14 protein-coding genes are annotated in these 16486 nt (G+C 75.3%); 7 read left to right on the top strand and 7 right to left on the bottom strand.

Annotated features, from left to right (window positions below):
• Positions 1-72: 72 nt before the first annotated feature.
• Together VFG42_RS05475 and VFG42_RS05480 are read left to right on the top strand one after the other, a co-directional pair.
• Complete coding sequence (locus VFG42_RS05475; RefSeq protein WP_324906077.1) at positions 73-1473, top strand: FAD-binding oxidoreductase; 1401 nt, start codon at positions 73-75, stop codon at positions 1471-1473.
• A gap of 51 nt (positions 1474-1524) precedes the next feature.
• On the top strand, positions 1525-2181 hold the full coding sequence (locus tag VFG42_RS05480; RefSeq protein WP_324906079.1) for a potassium channel family protein: 657 nt from the start codon (positions 1525-1527) through the stop codon (positions 2179-2181).
• On the opposite strand, the gene VFG42_RS05485 is transcribed toward VFG42_RS05480, so the two are convergent.
• Complete coding sequence (locus VFG42_RS05485) at positions 2162-2551, bottom strand: DUF3037 domain-containing protein (protein WP_324906081.1); 390 nt, start codon at positions 2549-2551, stop codon at positions 2162-2164. The two genes, VFG42_RS05480 and VFG42_RS05485, sit on opposite strands and share 20 nt — an antisense overlap.
• Positions 2538-3317, bottom strand: a complete 780-nt coding sequence (locus tag VFG42_RS05490) for a HipA family kinase (RefSeq protein WP_324906083.1) — start codon at positions 3315-3317, stop codon at positions 2538-2540. The genes VFG42_RS05485 and VFG42_RS05490 overlap by 14 nt, the downstream gene beginning before the upstream one ends.
• A 40-nt stretch (positions 3318-3357) precedes the next feature.
• Here VFG42_RS05490 and VFG42_RS05495 point away from each other — a divergent pair, with 40 nt between their 5' ends.
• Together VFG42_RS05495 and VFG42_RS05500 are read left to right on the top strand one after the other, a co-directional pair.
• A complete protein-coding gene (locus VFG42_RS05495; RefSeq protein ID WP_324906085.1) occupies positions 3358-4146 on the top strand; it encodes a hypothetical protein in 789 nt (262 codons plus the stop codon).
• Positions 4139-5650, top strand: a complete 1512-nt coding sequence (locus VFG42_RS05500; RefSeq protein ID WP_324906087.1) for an NAD(P)/FAD-dependent oxidoreductase — start codon at positions 4139-4141, stop codon at positions 5648-5650. The genes VFG42_RS05495 and VFG42_RS05500 overlap by 8 nt, the downstream gene beginning before the upstream one ends.
• Positions 5651-5655: 5 nt before the next feature.
• On the opposite strand, the gene VFG42_RS05505 is transcribed toward VFG42_RS05500, so the two are convergent.
• Positions 5656-6015, bottom strand: coding sequence for a response regulator transcription factor (locus VFG42_RS05505; protein ID WP_324906089.1), 360 nt, complete (start codon positions 6013-6015; stop codon positions 5656-5658).
• Between the two features lie 189 nt (positions 6016-6204).
• Here VFG42_RS05505 and VFG42_RS05510 point away from each other — a divergent pair, with 189 nt between their 5' ends.
• The 3 genes from VFG42_RS05510 to VFG42_RS05520 all read left to right on the top strand — a co-directional run bounded on the left by VFG42_RS05510 (position 6205) and on the right by VFG42_RS05520 (position 9208).
• Entirely contained in the window at positions 6205-6918 is a 714-nt protein-coding gene (locus VFG42_RS05510) for a hypothetical protein (RefSeq protein WP_324906091.1), read from the top strand.
• Between the two features lie 67 nt (positions 6919-6985).
• Complete coding sequence (locus VFG42_RS05515) at positions 6986-7690, top strand: response regulator transcription factor (protein WP_324906093.1); 705 nt, start codon at positions 6986-6988, stop codon at positions 7688-7690.
• A gap of 15 nt (positions 7691-7705) precedes the next feature.
• Positions 7706-9208, top strand: a complete 1503-nt coding sequence (locus VFG42_RS05520; RefSeq protein WP_324906095.1) for a HAMP domain-containing sensor histidine kinase — start codon at positions 7706-7708, stop codon at positions 9206-9208.
• 46 nt (positions 9209-9254) lie between these two features.
• On the opposite strand, the gene VFG42_RS05525 is transcribed toward VFG42_RS05520, so the two are convergent.
• The 4 genes from VFG42_RS05525 to VFG42_RS05540 all read right to left on the bottom strand — a co-directional run bounded on the left by VFG42_RS05525 (position 9255) and on the right by VFG42_RS05540 (position 16339).
• Complete coding sequence (locus VFG42_RS05525; protein WP_324906097.1) at positions 9255-10694, bottom strand: PLP-dependent aminotransferase family protein; 1440 nt, start codon at positions 10692-10694, stop codon at positions 9255-9257.
• A gap of 639 nt (positions 10695-11333) precedes the next feature.
• The gene (locus VFG42_RS05530) at positions 11334-12800 is read right to left on the bottom strand and encodes a carboxypeptidase M32 (protein WP_324906099.1); all 1467 of its coding nucleotides are present in this window, start codon (positions 12798-12800) and stop codon (positions 11334-11336) included.
• Positions 12801-12821: 21 nt separating this feature from the next.
• Positions 12822-14975, bottom strand: a complete 2154-nt coding sequence (locus VFG42_RS05535) for a S8 family serine peptidase (RefSeq protein WP_324906101.1) — start codon at positions 14973-14975, stop codon at positions 12822-12824.
• Positions 14976-15031: 56 nt separating this feature from the next.
• On the bottom strand, positions 15032-16339 hold the full coding sequence (locus tag VFG42_RS05540) for an MFS transporter (RefSeq protein ID WP_324906103.1): 1308 nt from the start codon (positions 16337-16339) through the stop codon (positions 15032-15034).
• Between the last annotated feature and the right edge of the window lie 147 nt (positions 16340-16486).

Raw genomic sequence — 16486 nt, forward strand, 5'->3', positions numbered from 1 at the left:
TGATGCGGGGCCGGTGGCCGGGGTGGAGGATGCGCATCGACCCCGCCCCGACTCCCCGAGAAGGACCTCACCTTGATCACCTCCGCTCGTCCGGCCCTGGAGCTGGACACCCTCCGCGAGCAGTTCACCGGCAACCTCCACGCCCCCGGCGACGCCGGGTACGACGAGGCCCGCATGGCCTGGAACGTCGTCGTCGACCAGCGCCCGGCGCTCGTCGCCGAGCCGCGCACCGCGCAGGACGTCTCGGCGATCGTCCGCTTCGCGCACTCCACCGGCCTGCGCGTCGCGCCGCAGGGCACCGGCCACAACGCGTCCGCCCGCGTCGGCGCCGCCGCCGACGAGATCCTGCTGAGCACGCGCCTGATGCGCGGCGTCGAGATCGACGCCGCGCGCCGCACCGCCCGCGTCGAGGCCGGCGCGCTGTGCGCGGACCTGACCGCGCCCGCCTCCGACCTCGGCCTGGCCGCGCTCGGCGGCTCGTCGCCCGACGTCGGCCTCGTCGGCTACGTCATGGGCGGCGGCATCGGCTGGCTCGCCCGCGCCTTCGGGTTGTGCTGCAACTCGGTCCTGTCCTTCGACGTCGTCACCGGCCAGGGCGAGCACGTCCACGTCGACGCCGAGTCCCACCCCGAGCTGTTCTGGGCGCTGCGCGGCGGCACCGGCTCGCCGGCGATCATCACGCACATGGAGCTGCAGCTGATCGCGATGCCCGAGCTCTACGCCGGCGCGATGCTGTGGCCGTGGGAGCGCGCCCGCGAGGTCCTGCACGCCTGGCGCGAGTGGACGCTCGACGCGCCCGAGTCGGCGACGACGTCGGCGCGCATCCTCCAGCTGCCGCCGATCCCCGACATCCCGGAGCCGTTCCGCGGCCGCTCGTTCGTCTGCCTCGACGGCGCGGTCATCGGCAACGAGGCCTACGCCCGCGAGGTGCTGGCGCCGCTGCGCGCGCTGGAGCCCGAGGTCGACCTGTTCCAGATCTCGCCGCCCGCCGCGCTGAGCCACCTCCACATGGACCCCGAGCAGCCGACGCCGGGCATCGGCACGCACGCGATGCTCGCGGAGCTGCCGGCCGAGGCGATCGACGCGTTCGTCGACGTCGCCGGGCCCGGCTCGAGCTCGCCGCTGCTGGTGGCCGAGCTGCGCCACCTCGGCGGCGCGCTGGCGCGCGTGCCGGCCAACGCGGGCGCGCGCTCGCGGCTGGATGCGTCCTACGTCCTGTTCGCGCTCGGCGTCCCGATGACGCCGGAGCTGGGCGAGGCGATCCCGGCGCACCTGGAGGTCCTCAAGGCCGCGCTGGCCCCGCAGCACGCCGAGCGCATCTACCTCAACTTCGCCGAGGCGCCCAGCGACGTGAGCCGCGCGTTCGACACCGACGTGTTCGCCGCGCTGCGGGCGGTGAAGGCGACCTACGACCCGCAGGACGTCATCCACGCCAACCACGCGATCGCGCCCGCTCCCGCGCAGGCGCGGTAACCCCGACCCGAGCAGGAGGCGGTGCCCGCGGCGTCGAACGCCGTGGGCACCATGCCTCCGATCGGCCGTGAGGAAGGCGTCGCGACCCACCGCTACGGGCGGGTCGCGGTCGCGACGGCGCTGGTCGTGGTCGCCACGATCGCGCTGCCCGACGACGACCTCGGGCGTGGGCTCGCGCTCGTCCTCCAGGCGATCCTGCTGACGATGGTGACGATCGCCGCGCGCGACGCGACCGGCCGCGCGCTGACCGCCATCGCGAGCGCCGCCGCGGTCCTCGGCGCGCTGGGCGCCGTCGGCGTGGCGCTGCCGACCTGGCTCGTCCTCGGCCTGAGCGGCGTGCTGGCCGGGGCGATGGTGGGGACGGTGGCCCTCGGCGTCATCGCCCACGTCCGCGCGGCGGGCGTGACCGTCCACGCGGTCGGCGGCGGCCTGGCCATCTACCTGCTGGTCGGCCTGCTGTTCGCCGACGTCTACGGCGCGGTGGCGGCGGCCGGGCCCGGCGACTTCTTCGCGCAGGGCACCGACGGCACGTCGGGCGAGCGCATCTACTACTCGTTCACGGCGCTGACGACGACCGGCTTCGGCGACCTCACGCCGCACGGCGACGTCGGCCGCTCGATCTCCGTGCTGGAGATGCTGACCGGCCAGATCTACCTGGTGGTCGTGGTCGCGTTGCTGGTGGGGAACCTCAGGCGACGAGACGCCTGAAGAGGCGGTCCAGCACCGCGTCGGGGTCGTCGCACAGGCCGGTGTGGATCGGCGAGGGCTGCACGATCGTCGACGACGCCGCGGTGAGCCATCCGAAGCGCTCGGACTGGTCGAGCTTGGCGACCGCGCCGCCCGCGGGGTCGCCGTCGGCGATCCGGACCAGGCCGTCGAGATGGCGGCGGACGGCCTCGACGTCGAGGCCGGGGAAGAGCGCGTGGAGGCGCCCAGGGTCCAGCCGCGTGCGCGCCTCCAGGAACTTGCGCCGGCGGCAGAAGACGACGACGCCGACGTTCAGCGCCTCGCCGCGCTCGACCGACGGGACGATCCGCCAGATCGCGTACTGGAAGGCGTCCTGGTCAGCGGCCGGCACGGCGCGCCTCCTCGGCTTCGGCGGCGAACGCGCGCGGCGCGGCGAGCCGCCGCGCGAAGTGCTCGGCGTAGTCCCGCCTGGCGGTCTCCGGATCCTCGCCCAGCCAGTCGTCGGGCATCTGCGCGGCGATCTGCGCCACGGCCTCGCCGTCGACGCGCGGCGCCAGCCGCTCGTCGGCCTCCAGGATCGACCCGGCGAACGGCAGCAGCACGTGGTCGGCGATCAGCGGGAACGCGGCCTCCGCGGCCCCGGACGGCCAGGACGGCGTGTGGTGGCGGTACAGCGCGGCGCCGTGGTCGATCAGCCACAGGTCGCCGTGCCAGATCAACATGTTGGGGTTGCGCGGCGTGCGGTCGACGTTGGCGCAGAGCGCGTCGAACCAGACGACGTCGGCGGCCCGCTCGGGCGTCAGCCCGACCGGGGCGGCGGGGGAGAAGGGCAGCGCGCCGGGCAGGAAGTCCAGCCCCGCGTTGACGCCGCCGCTGGCCTGGACCAGCTCCTGGATCTCGGGATCGGGCTCGGCGTCGGCCAGGCGCGGGTCGATGTCCACCAACACGAGGTCCGGCACCCGCAGCCCGAGCGCGCGCCCGACCTCGCCGACGAGGATCTCGGCGACCAGCGCCTTGACGCCCTGGCCGGCACCGCGCAGCTTGACGACGTACAGGCCGTCGTCGTCGGCCTCGAAGAGGCCCGGCATCGAGCCGCCCTCGCGCAGGGGCGTGACGTAGCGCGTGGCGCGCACGGTGCGCAGGGTGGGGACGGCCATGGGCGCGGCGCAGCTTAGCCCGCTAGCGTCCGGCGCACCGGTGTGGTTCGAGGCCGACAACCTGGTGCTGACCGTCGCGCAGGCCGCGTGCGTCGCGCTGCCCGCCGCGGGCGTCCCGCGCGCGCTGGCGCGGTTCCGCAACGGCTGGTGGGCGCTGGTGCTGCCGCTGTGCATCGTGGTGGTCATCGTCGCGATCGACGTCACCTCGGTCAGCGCGGACGTCCTGACGTGGGTGGCGCTGCTGCTCGTCCCGCCCGGCTGCGCGCTGGCGCTCGGCTGGGCGATGCGCGGCGCGCGCTGGTGGCTGGCGCCGCTGGCCGCGGTCCTGCTGGCGGTCGCGTGGGCCGACCAGGACGCGCGCGGCGGCCAGGTCGCGACGATCCTGTTGATCATGGGGTCGTGCGTGACGCTCGGGCGGCTGCTGGGCGGCGCCGCGCCGACGCTGCTGCTCAAGCTGGGGCTGGTCGCGATGGCGATCTCCGACGCGATCCTCGTCTTCGGCAACACCCTGCAGGAGCCCAACGCGGTGCTGATCGCCGCGCAGCCGGGCGCCGGGCTGCCGCAGCTGCAGTCCGCGGCGTTCCACTACGCCTCGCTCGGCTACGGCGACTTCTTCGCGGCCGGCGTGCTCGGCGGGCTGCTGGCGATCGAGCGCCGGCCGCAGCTGATCCCGGCGATCGCGGTCCTGCTCGTGTCGCTGGCGTGGGACCAGCTGTTCCTGGTCGTCGACGTGCTCCCGGCGACGATCCCGCCCGCGATCGTCCTGATCGGTGTGGAGATCTGGGCGCAAGTTCGGGCGCGCCAACGCGTTGGCACCCTCGATGCCTGATGCACGACTGACGCGCAGGACCATGCTCAAGGGCGGGGCGGTCGGCGGGGCGGGGCTCCTGCTCGCCCGCGGCGCCGAGGCCGCGGCGGCGACGGGAGGCGCCGCCGGGAGCGCCGCCGCCGACGCGACCGCCGTGGACGTCGTCGTGGTCGGCGCCGGCCTGGCGGGGCTGACGACCGCGCGCCGGGTCGCCGCGGCGGGCCGCAGCGTCGTGGTGCTCGAGGCCCGCGACCGCGTCGGCGGCCGCACGCTCAACCACGACCTCGGCGGCGGCGACGTCACCGAGGCCGGCGGCCAGTACGTCGGCCCGACGCAGAACCACGTGCTCGCGCTGTGCGACGAGCTGGGCATCGCGACCTATCCCGGCTACCGCGACGGCTCCAACGTCTACGTCGCCGACGGCCGCGCGACGCGCTACACCGGCGACATCCCGCCCGACCTGCTGGCGCTGCCCGACCTCGCGCAGATGATCCTGCGGCTGGACGCGATGGCCAAGGACTTCCCGGTCGACGCGCCGTGGACCGCCAAGGACGCCGAGAAGCTCGACGCGATGACCGCGGAGACGTGGATCCGCTCCAACACCATCAACTCGGCGCGCATCCTGCAGCTCGTCGACCTCTTCCTCTCGCCGGCGCTCGGCAACCGCGCGGCCGACGTGTCGATGCTGTTCCTGCTGGCGACGATCGCGGGCTACGGGGACGAGAGCACGCCGGGCACGCTGGAGCGCGGCATCGGGTCCAAGGGCGGCGCGCAGGACTCGCGACTGGTCGGCGGCACCCAGCTGCTGTCGATCAGGATGGCGCAGGCGCTGGGCGACAAGGTGGTGATGAACGCGCCGGTGAGCGCGATCGACCAGAGCGGGCCGGACGGCGGCGGCGCGCTCGTCACGGTGGCCGACGGGCGCGCGTGGCGCGGACGGCGCGTCGTGGTGGCGATCCCGCCGCCGCTGGCCGTCGAGATCGCGTGGACGCCGCTGCTGCCCGCCGAGCACGACGCGCTGCGCCGGCGCATGCCGCTCGGGACGCTGGCCAAGTGCGAGGCGATCTACGACCGCCCGTTCTGGCGCGACAGCGGCCTCAGCGGCCAGGCGATCAAGCTCGGCGCCGCGGCCGTCCCGGCGATGTTCGACAACACGCCGCCCGACGGGTCCCCGGGCGTGTTGATGGGGTTCATGGGCGGCCGCTCGTGGCGCACCTGGCAGACCGCGAGCGCCGCCGATCGCCGCGCGGCGGTCCTGGAGGACTTCGCCCAGGCCTACGGCGCCCAGGCGCGCCGGCCGGTCGACTACTTCGAGCAGGACTGGGTGCGGGAGCGCTGGACGCGCGGCGGCCCGACGTCGGTCCTGGCGCCGGGCACGCTCGTGGACTTCGGGCGGTACCTGACGCAACCGGTCGGCGCGGTGCACTGGGCGGGCACGGAGACCGCGGGCTACTGGAACGGCTACATGGACGGCGCGATCTCGTCCGGCAAGCGCGCCGCGGGGGAGGTCCTGGCCCTGCTGTAGGGCGGCTAGCGCAGGAGCGCGTTGATGCGCGCCGCCGACAGCTCGCCCTTGGGGACGAAGCCGCTGGCGCCGCTGGCGCCGACCAGCGGCCCGAACTCGCGCGGGTCGCGGCTGGAGGTCAGCACGATCTTCGGGAGGTGCTCGCCGTCGGCCTTCGTGATGCGCGTCGCGACGTCGAAGCCGTCGAGGTCGGGGAGGTTGACGTCGAGCAGCACGATGTCGGGATGCAGCTGCGTGGTGCGCTCGATGCCCATCTCGCCGTTCTCGGCCTCGCCGATGACCTCGAAGCCCTCGTGCTCCAGCAGCAGGCGCGCCGCGGAGCGGAAGGAGGGGTGATCGTCGACGATGAGGACCTTCGTGGGCACACCTCAAGACTGCCCGTCTTCGGGGATTCCGAGCGTGCGGGTATCTCTACTTGTCCGCGTGGCTGCCAGCCGAACCTCGGGGTGGGGTATCCGCCGCACGGCGTTCGGGTCCGGGTGTCGCCCGCGTCCGGAACCTGACGCCAACGGGATTCTCAGGTCGGCTTAAGCCTCGTCCCGGACGATCCCGCTATGCGAGTCAAGCGCTACGCCCTGGTCTCCGCTGCCGTGCTCGCCGCCGGCGCCGGGGGCGGCGCCGCGATCGCGGCCTCCAACAACGACGACCGTCAGAAGACCGAGCAGTCGATCCTCGACGACGCCGCGCAGCGGCTCAACGTGTCGCCGGAGGCGCTGAAGTCCGCGCTCGGCGAGGCCGAGGACGCCCAGCTCGACGCCGAGGTGAAGGCCGGCAGGCTCACCCAGGAGCAGGCCGACGCGATCAAGAAGGCGCGGGCGCGGTCGGGCACGGTGCTCGGCGGCCCGGGCGTCGGCGGCCCCGGCGTGAACGGGCGCGCGGCCGGTGCCGGGCACCCGGCGTTCGGCGGCCCGCCGCAGGGCGGACCGGGCCTGCGGTTCGGCCTGGACATCCGGGGCGGCGCGATCGACGCGGCCGCGGGCGCGCTCGGCCTCAGCCGCGACGACCTCGTCTCCAAGCTCAAGGCGGGCCGGTCGATCGCCGACGTCGCCAAGGCGCGGGGCACGTCGTTGGACGACGTCGAGACGGCGATCACCGGTGCGGTCACCAAGGAGCTGGACCAGCGCGTGACCGACGGCAAGCTCACCGCCGAGCAGCGCGACAAGCTGCTCGCGCGGCTCGCGGCCCACCTCGACGAGCTGGTGAGCCTCACGCCGCCGCAGGCGCGGTCGGGCACCATGCCGGCGCACCCGTTCTTCCGGCACCCGTAGGCTCATGGGGGCTTCCCGGGTCGCTCCCAGGAAGCTCACAGCAAACGCGCCGAAACTGTTCAGCGTGATGACCACCGCCACGCCCGAGAGCCACCGCGTCCTCGTCGTCGACGACGAGCCCAACATCGCCGACGTCATCTCCATGGCGCTGCGCTTCCAGGGGTTCACCGTGGAGTCGGTCGGCGACGGCCGCTCGGCGCTGGACGCGGTGTCGTCGTTCAAGCCGGACCTGCTGGTCCTCGACGTGATGCTCCCGGACATGGAGGGCTTCGAGGTCGCCAAGCGCCTCAGCGCCGAGCGCGTGCAGGTCCCGATCATCTTCCTGACGGCGCGCGACGCGACCGAGGACAAGGTGCGCGGGCTGACGATGGGCGGCGACGACTACGTCACCAAGCCGTTCAGCCTCGAGGAGCTGGTCGCGCGGATCCGGACGATCCTGCGGCGCGCCGGCCTGGCGCAGCCGGAGACGAGCAAGTTGGCGTTCGAGGACTTGGAGCTCGACGAGGACACGCGCGAGGTCACGCGCGGCGGCGAGCTGATCGAGCTGACCGCGACCGAGTACCGGCTGCTGCGCTACCTGATGCTGAACCCGCGCCGGGTGCTGACGCGCGCGCAGATCCTCGATCAGGTCTGGGACTACGACTTCGGCGGCGACGCCCGCGTGCTCGAGACCTACATCTCCTACCTGCGCAAGAAGATCGACAAGAACGGGCCGCCGCTGATCCACACCGCTCGCGGGGTGGGCTACGCGCTGCGCGCCCCGAGGGCGTAGGGAGCCGGCCGGAACGTGTCCCTGCGGACACGCCTGATCGCGGGGCTGCTGGCGCTGGCGGCGATCGGCCTGCTGCTGCTGGCCGGCGTCACCTACGCCGAGCAGCGCCACTTCCTCGTCAGCCGGGTCGACGACCAGGCCCGCCAGGCCGCGCGGTGGACGCTGCGCGGCGGCAGCGGACCGCTGGGCAGCGGCTACGACAACGGCAACCCGATGCTGCCGCCGGCCGACGGCGACTACGACGATGGCGGCGGTGGTCCGGGGCGTCACGGCGGCCCGGGCGCGCCGGCGGGCACGTGGGTCGTGACGCGGTCCAGCGGCGGCGACGAGCCGCAGTGCGTCGGCTGCCTGCCCGGCTCGACGGCGACCGCGCCGACGCTGCCCAAGAACCTGTCGGCGGGCGGCCCGACGACCGTCAAGGCCACCAACTCGGGGGCGTCCTATCGCATCTACGGCGTGACGCTCACCGACGGCTCGGTGCGCTTCGCGGCGGTCCCGCTGGAGGACACCGAGGCGACGTTGCACCGGCTGCTGCGGATCGAGGGCACGGTCATCGTCGGCATCCTGTTGGCCTTGGGCGCGTTGGCCTGGTGGTTGGTCTCGATCGGGCTGCGGCCGCTGGAGCGCATCGGGCGCACGGCGGGCGCGATCGCGGCGGGCGACCTGTCCCGCCGCGTCCAGCCGGCGGAGCCGCGCACCGAGGTCGGCCGTCTGGGCCTGGCGCTGAACCGCATGCTGGAGCGGCTGGAGGAGGCGTTCTCCAAGCAGCGGGCGTCGGAGGATCGCCTGCGCACGTTCCTGGCCGACGCGTCGCACGAGCTGCGCACGCCGCTGGCGTCGATCCGCGGCTACGCCGAGCTGTTCCGGATCGGGGCCGCGCGCGATCCCGAGGACACCGAGAAGGCGATGGCGCGCATCGAGGCCGAGGCGGCGCGCATGGGCGTGCTCGTCGAGGACCTCCTGACGCTGGCGCGCCTGGACGAGGTCCGCGAGCTGATCCGCGAGGACGTCGACCTCGCCAAGCTCGCCGGCGACGCCGTGGACGACGCGCGGGCGACGGCGCCCGATCGCGACATCGACCTGCAGGCCGCCGGCCACGTCCACGTGGTCGGCGACCCCCACCAGCTCCGCCAGGTGCTGGCGAACCTCCTGCGCAACGCGCTGGTGCACACGCCGCCCGGCACGCCGATCGAGGTCGACGCGCGCGACGAGGGCTCGTGGACCGTGCTCGAGGTCCGCGACCACGGGCCGGGGCTGCCGACCGACGAGAACGACCAGCTGTTCGAGCGCTTCTGGCGCGCCGAGGGCGGACGCAAGCAGGGCAAGGCCGGCTCCGGGCTGGGGCTGGCGATCGTCGCCGGCATCGTCGCCGCGCACCACGGCGAGGTGAAGGCCGAGAACGCCGCCGGCGGAGGCGCGCGCTTCGTCGTGCGGCTGCCGCTGGAGGGCGGCGGGGACGCCGCGCCGGAGGCGCCGCCGCTGTCGGAGGGCGACGAGGCGCCGGTGGGGGCGCGGTAGGGGCGGCCTCGGCCGGGGCGCCGGTGGCGCTTTGCGGGCGTGGCTCCTAGATCGCCGTCGCGAGCCCGGCCTCGTCCCGCGCCGACGCCGCGCCCGCCACCTCGGCGCCCACCGCCGCCAGCCGCGCCACCGCCCGCTCCAGGTCCTCCGGCGGCAGCGAGAACGGCAGGCGCAGGTGGCGCTCGAACGTCCCGTCCACGCTGAACGCCGGCCCCGGCACGACCAGGATCCCCTCGCGCGCCGCGGCGGCGGCCAGCGTGGTCGCGTTCGGCGACGGCAAGCGCGCCCACAGCGACAGCCCGCCGTGGACCCGGCGCGCCGACCACTCCGGCGCGTGCTCCCGCAGCGCCGCGTGGAGCGCCGCTCGCCGGTCCTTCAACAGCGCGCGCCGCGACGCGAGCACGTCGTCCCAGCGAGCGAGCAGCTCGACCGCCAGCAGCTGGTCGAGCACCGGGCTCGCCATGTCCACGGTCGCGCGCGTCGCCGCCAGCTCGCGGACCGTCCGCGCGGTGGCGCGGATCCACCCGACCCGGATGCCGCCCCACGCGGACTTGCTCATCGTCCCGACCGTGATGACCGCGCCCGGAGGTCCGAAGGACCCCAGCGGCGGCGGCAGCGGCGGGCCGTCGAGGCGCAGCTCCGCGGTCGTCTCGTCGACGACCAGCACCGTCCCGGCCCGGGCGCACGCGGTCGCGAGCGCCGCGCGCGCGGCGGCCTTCATCGTCAGCCCCGTCGGGTTGTGGAAGTCCGCGACCGTCACCGCCAGGCGCGGCGCCGCCGCGCGGATCGTGTCCTCCCAGGCGCCGACGTCCCAGCCGTCCTCGCCCAGCGGCACCGGGACCGCGCGCGCCCGCGCCGCGCGGATCGCCGCCAGCGAGCGCGGATAGGCGGGCGCGTCGACCAGCACCCGCTCGCCCGGGCCCGCCATCAACCCCAGGATCACGTGCAGCGCGTGCTGGGCGCCGGCCGTCACCAGCACCTCCTCGGGCGCGGTGGCCAACCCGCGCGCGGTCAGCCGCGCCGCGATCGCCGCCCGCAGCTCCATCAGCCCCGCCGGCGCGTACCCGTGCCCGGCCAGATGCCGGGGGAGCGCCGCCGCGGCGCGCGCCGCCGCGTCGGCCAGCAGCGGGTCCGGCGCGGGCAGCGCGGCGATCGACAGGTCCAACGGCGCCGGGTCGACGGCCGTCGCGTCCGGCAGCGGCGGGGCCACCGGGCCCGCGCCCGCGCCCGCCGGCAGCGTCAGCCAGGACCCGGCCCCGCGCGCGCTGAGCAGGTACCCGTCCTCGCGCAGCCGGTCGTACGCGCGCGACACCGACCCGCGGCTCACGCCCAGCTCCGCCGACAGCGCCCGCTCGCTCGGCACGCGCGTGCGCGCCGCCAGGCGCCCGTCGACCACCAGCGCCCGCAGCGCGTCGGCCAGCGCGTGCGACGCCTCGCCCGGACGCCGCCACCCGTCGCCCAGCAGCGCCGCCAGCGCCGGGGCCAAGACCTCACGATTGGCTCTACCCATACAGGACCACTGTCGCCAGCATGGCACCATGCGCCCCAGCACGCAACCGGGCCTCCTCCGGCGCCTCGTCCAGCTCTACGTGGGCCTCGTGCTCTACGGCGTCAGCAGCGCGCTGACGCTCCTCTCCGGCCTGGGGAACAACCCGTGGAACGTCCTGCACCAGGGCCTGGCGTTCCACTCGTCGATCGGCCCCGGCGTCTGGACCGACATCGTCGGGGCCCTGCTGCTCCTGGTCTGGATCCCGCTCCGCCAGCGTCCCGGCCTGGGCACGGTCAGCAACGTCGTCGTCATCGGCCTCGTCATCCAAGTCATGGTGGATGCCTTCGACGAGCCGTCCGCGCTCGGCGAGCGCGGCGCGTTGCTGATCGTCGGCATCGTCCTCAACGGCGTCGCGACCGGCCTCTACATCGGCGCGCGCTTCGGCCCCGGACCGCGCGACGGCCTCATGACCGGCTTCGCCGCCCGCGGCCACTCACTGCGCGCCGCGCGCACCGCGATCGAGCTGACCGTGCTCGCCGCCGGCGCCCTGCTCGGAGGCGTCGTCGGCGTCGGCACGGTGCTCTACGCGCTGTCGATCGGCCCGCTGGCCAAGGTCTTCGTGCCGTTCTTCGACGTTCAGCGCCGCGAGCCCAGGTGGCGCAGGAACGGCGCCGCGTCCAGCCCGCGGCCGGTCGCCGACTCGACGACCGGCACCGTGTCCAGCCGCCGCCCGTGGCGGTGGACCTTGGCCCCCAGCCAGGTCCGGATCGCGTCCACGTCGCCGGAGGCCAGCGCGTCGGACCGCGAGCCCAGCTCGGACTCCAGCGTCTCCCAGAGCTGCGCGGCGATCAGGCAGCCCAGCGCGTAGGAGGGGAAGTAGCCGAACGCGCCCGAGGCCCAGTGCACGTCCTGCAGGACGCCGTCGGCGTCGGACGGCACGTCGATCCCGAGCAGCCGCTTGGTCCCGTCGTTCCACGCCGCCGGGAGGTCCTCGACCGCCAGCGTGCCCTCGATCAGCGCCGACTCCAGCTCGAAGCGCAGCACGATGTGCAGGGGGTAGGTCGTCTCGTCGGCCGCGACGCGGATCAACGACGGCCGGACCGCGGTCACGCTCGCGAAGACCTCCTCACCGGTCGCCTCGTACCCGGCCGCGGTCAGCTCGGCCGCGATGATCGGCGTGAACGCCGGATGCCGCCCGACGTGGTTCTCCCAGAACTTGCTCTGCGACTCGTGGATCGACATCGACGTGCCGTCGCCCAGCGACGTCCGCCACAGCTCCGGAGCGATCTGCCGGTCGTAGAGCGCGTGGCCGAACTCGTGCATCGCGGCCAGGATCGACTCCAGCTGGCCGTCGGTGTAGCGCGTGGTGATGCGGCTGTCGAGCAGCCCGACGTTGGTGGAGAACGGATGCGGCGAGACGTCGACCCGCCAGCTCTCGTCGTCGACCCCGAAGCGCGCGAGCACCGCGCGGACCGTCCGCTCCTGCACGTCGACCGGCACGTCCAGCGACCGCGGCGCCGGCCGCGCCGCCAGCTCCTCGACCAGCGGCGGCAGCTCGCGCGTCAGCTCCGCGAAGACCTCGGTGATGCGCTCGTAGGTCAACCCGTAGTCGTAGTCGGCCAGCAGCGCGTCGTAGGGCCGCGCGAACTCGTCGGCGAAGCACGCCGCGTACGCGCGCGCCAGCTCGACGTTGCGCTTCAAGGCGGGGATGAACGCCGCGAAGTCGTCGTCGGCGCGCGCCCGCTCCCAGACGTCCTGGCCCTCGGCGCCGGCCTGCGCCAGCTCCGCGGCCAGCTCGACCGGCACCTGGCGGTGGCGGTCGTGGTCGCGGCGCGCCAGCCGGACGACGTCGGCGTCCAGCGCGTCCAGCCCGTCGGCGTCGGACAGCTCCTCCAGCCACGCGCCGACCTCGTCGGCCGTCGCCCGCTCGTGCAGCAGTCGCGACAGCGTCGCCAGCTGGTCGGCGCGCCCGCTCGCGCCGGCGGGCGGCATGATCGTCCGCTGGTCCCACGCCGCCAGGTGGCCGAGCATGGAGAGGTCGGCGATCTCGGCCAGACGGGCGCGGAGCTGGGCGAGCGGGGCGGTGGCGGGGGCGTCGGGCATGTCCGCAACCTACCGCGCTGCTCAGGTCCGGCCGGCGAGGACGACCGACCGGCGGTTGCCGGCGCCGTCGGTGGCGACGACCGCCACCCGCAGCTTGACGCGACGCAGCAGCGCGAGCCGTCGCAGCGTGTCGCGCGCGACCCGGAGCCTCAGCGTCCGCGGCGCGGTCCCGAGCCGCACCGTCGTCGACCCGAGCCGGGCGCTCCGGCCCCGGACGGGCAGGTGCAGCGCGCGCGCCGCGGTCGCGCCGGCGACCAGCTCGACGGTCGCGCGCGAGGCCTCGTCGGTCCTCAGCGTGACCGCGACCGTCCCGCCGCGGACGCGCAGGCGCCGGGCCCCCGCCAACGAGACCGTCGGCGCGCGGTCGTCGAGCGTGAAGGCGACCGGCGCCGACGCCGCGGCGTTGCCCGCGTTGTCGACCGCGGTCGTGCTCCAGCGGTGCGCGCCCTCGGCGAGCCGGGCGCGCAGGCGCGGGCGGCCGAACGCGTCGAGCGCCACCGGCCGGCCGTCGAGCAGGACGCCGGTCCCGCGCAGGCCGCTGGTCGCGTCGGCGGCGGGCGCGAACGCGAACGCCAGCGCGCCGCGGCGGACCCGCGCGCGGGCGCCGGGCGTCCGCGGCGCGGGCGGCACCGGCGCGGTGGCGTCGGTGGCGAACGCCCGCGCCGCGCTCGGCGCGCGGTTGCCCTCGCCGTCGCGGGCGGTGACGATCACGGAGTGGTGGCCGTCGGGCAGCGCCGGCAGCGCCAGCTCGGTCGTCCCGGCCGCGACGCTCCCGACCCGGCGGCCGTCGACGTCCACGTCGTAGCCCGCCACGCCGCTCTGGTCGTCGGCCGCCGCCGTCCAGCGCACGACCGGCGCGCCCGCCGACCAGCCGTCGCCCGCCGGCGCCGTGATCGCGGGCGTCGACGGCGCGACCCGGTCGCCCGCGGCCGCCATCGCGCCCGGGGCGTCGAGCCGCCCGCCGGTGGCGACCAGGCCGTCCAGCGACGGCAGCCGCCGGGCGCCGGCGAGGACCGCGTCGCGCAGCTCGGTCGTCGTCAGCCACGGGTGCGCGGCGAGCGTGAGCGCCGCGACGCCCGTGACCAGCGGCGTCGCCATCGACGTGCCGCTCATCACGCCCAGCGTGTCGTCGGGGAAGAGGCTGAGGATGTCGACGCCGGGCGCCGCGATGTCCACGTCGGTCGCGCCGTAGTTGGAGAAGTCGGCGAGGCGGTCGGCACGGTCGCTCGCCGCGACGCAGATCAGGTTGGGGACGTCCTCGTCGCACGGCGTGATCGGCACCGCGTCGTCGTCGGAGCCGTCGTTGCCGGCGGCCACGACGAACAGCGTGTCGGGATGCGCCGCCATGACGTCGCGGTAGACGTCGGACCGGCCGGTGCCGGCGAGGCTCGCGTTGACGATCCGCGCGCCGTTGGACGCGGCGTAGTCGAAGGCCCGCGCGATGTCGGAGCGGTAGCCGGTGCCGTCCGGGCCCATCGCGCCGACCGGCATGATCGTCGAGCGCCAGGCGACGCCGGTGACGCCCAGCCCGTTGTCGCCGGTCGCCCCGATCGTCCCGGCGACGTGCGTGCCGTGCGGGTGGTTGGGCGACGGGTCGTTGTCGTTGTCGTGGAAGTTCCAGCCGACGGCGTCGTCGACGAAGCCGTTGTGATCGTCGTCGATCCCGTTGTCCTCGCGGCCGCCGCCGGTCTCGCCCGGGTTGTGCCACAGCTCGCCCGCGAGGTCGGGGTGGGTGAGCGCGACGCCGCTGTCGACGACGGCGACCACGACCGACGAGCTGTCGGTGATCCTGTCCCACACCGTCGGCGCGCCGATCCGCGCCAGGTTCCACAGCGAGCCGAAGCCGGGGTCGTCGGGGACGCTCGCGACGCGGTCGACGACGTCGCGCTCGGCGTAGCGCACGCCGGAGCGGTCGCGCAGCTCGGCCAGCGCGTCGGCGCCGTCTCCGGCCGGGACCGTCACGACGTCGGCGCTCAGCGCCGGCAGGCGCCCGACGAGCTTCCCGTCGACCGCCTCGCGCGCCGACGCGCGACGGGCCGCGCCGACCCCGTCCCGGTAGCCGACGATCAGGCGGTCGGCGCTCGCCGACGACGCCAGGACCCCGGCCGGCACGGCCGCGAGCAGCACCGCGCCCAGCAGCGTCCCGATCCTCGATCCCCAGCGGCCTCCAGACACCGCGATGCATTGAACTCCGGACCTTCGGCGCCCGCCCTAGCCGGGCGTCTAGACCTCTAGGCCGCGGCCGCGCCCGCCGGCGCGACCGCGAAGACCGCCGTCCCGGTCGCGCGCGCCGGGTCGTGGCCCGCGGCATAGACGGTCTCGGCGGCGGCCAGCGCGATCGCCCCGCCGGTCTGGCGCAACAGCAGCAGCGTGCCCATCGCCGCGCCGATGTCGCGCGGCGCGACCGTGCGCTGGAGCGCGATCTGCAGGCCCGACAGCGATGGCCCGACGCCGAGCCCGAGCAAGGCCATGAACACCAACGAGAGGCCGTCGGGCGTGTCGGCGTCGAACGTCGCGAAGCCCAGCGCGCCGAGCATGACCAACCCCATGCCGAACAGGATCGGGACGCGGAACTCCAGGCGCCGGACGATCACCGCCGCGCTGACGTTGACCGCCAGCGGCACGCCGAGCAGCAGCGGGTAGATCAGCAGGCCCGAGTGCGTCGCGCTGACGTCGCGCGCGACCTGGAAGTAGCGCGGCAGCAGCAGGACGCCCGAGAACAGCGCGAAGCCCGCGAACGTGCCCGCCGCGCAGATCGCGCCGACGCGGCGGTCGGCCAGCAGCCGCAGCGGGACGATCGGCGCGGCGGCGCGCCGCTCGGCGCGCAGCAGGACGACGGCCAGCACGAGCCCGGCGGCGATCAGGCCGCCGACCTTCGGCTCGGTCCAGGCGGGCAGCGCGCCGGTGGCCGCGTCGGCGTGCGTGCGCTCGTTGCACCCCACCAACAACAGCGACGCGGCGGCGTGCAGCAGGCCGATGCCCGCCAGGTCGAGCGGGACGTCGCGGCCCTCGCTGCGCCCGACCGAGCGCGGCAGCAGCGTCGCGACCGCGACCATCGCGACCAGGCCGATGGGGAGGTTGACCGTGAAGCACGCGCGCCAGCCGACGTGGTCGGTCAGCACGCCGCCGATCAGCGGCCCGGCGAGGAACGCGATGCCCATCATCCCCGCCATCGCGCCCTGCAGCGCGGCGTTGCGGCGCCCGCCGTAGAGGTCGGCGATCAGGATGAAGGACAACGACTCCAGCGCGCCGGCGCCCGCGCCCTGGATCGCGCGGGCGCCCACGAGCCACTCCATCGACGGCGACGCGCCCGCCAGCGCCGAGCTGGTGAGGAACAGCGCCATGCCGACGAGGAGCAGGTCGCGGCGCCCGAGGCGATCCGACAGCCGAGCGTAGAGCGGGAGCGTGACGGTCGCTGGCACGAGGTAGGCGGTGACGACCCACAGGTACAGGTCGCCCCCGTCCAGCGCCGTGACGATGCGGGGGAGCGCGGTGCCGACGATCGTCTGGTCGAGCATCGCGAGCATCAACCCGGACATGACCGCGGCGAGGAGGAGCCGCTGCCGGGCGGGCGCCGCGACCGGGGAGGCAAGTTCGACATCTCGCTCGGCAACGCCTGGCATGCCGGCCACAGCCACGAGCTGCGCCGCTGGCTGGTCGACGTCGAGCCCTCGCGCCGGCAGCGC

Origin of the sequence: Baekduia sp., assembly GCF_035685985.1 — a bacterium.
Classification (GTDB): Bacteria; Actinomycetota; Thermoleophilia; order Solirubrobacterales; family Solirubrobacteraceae; genus Baekduia.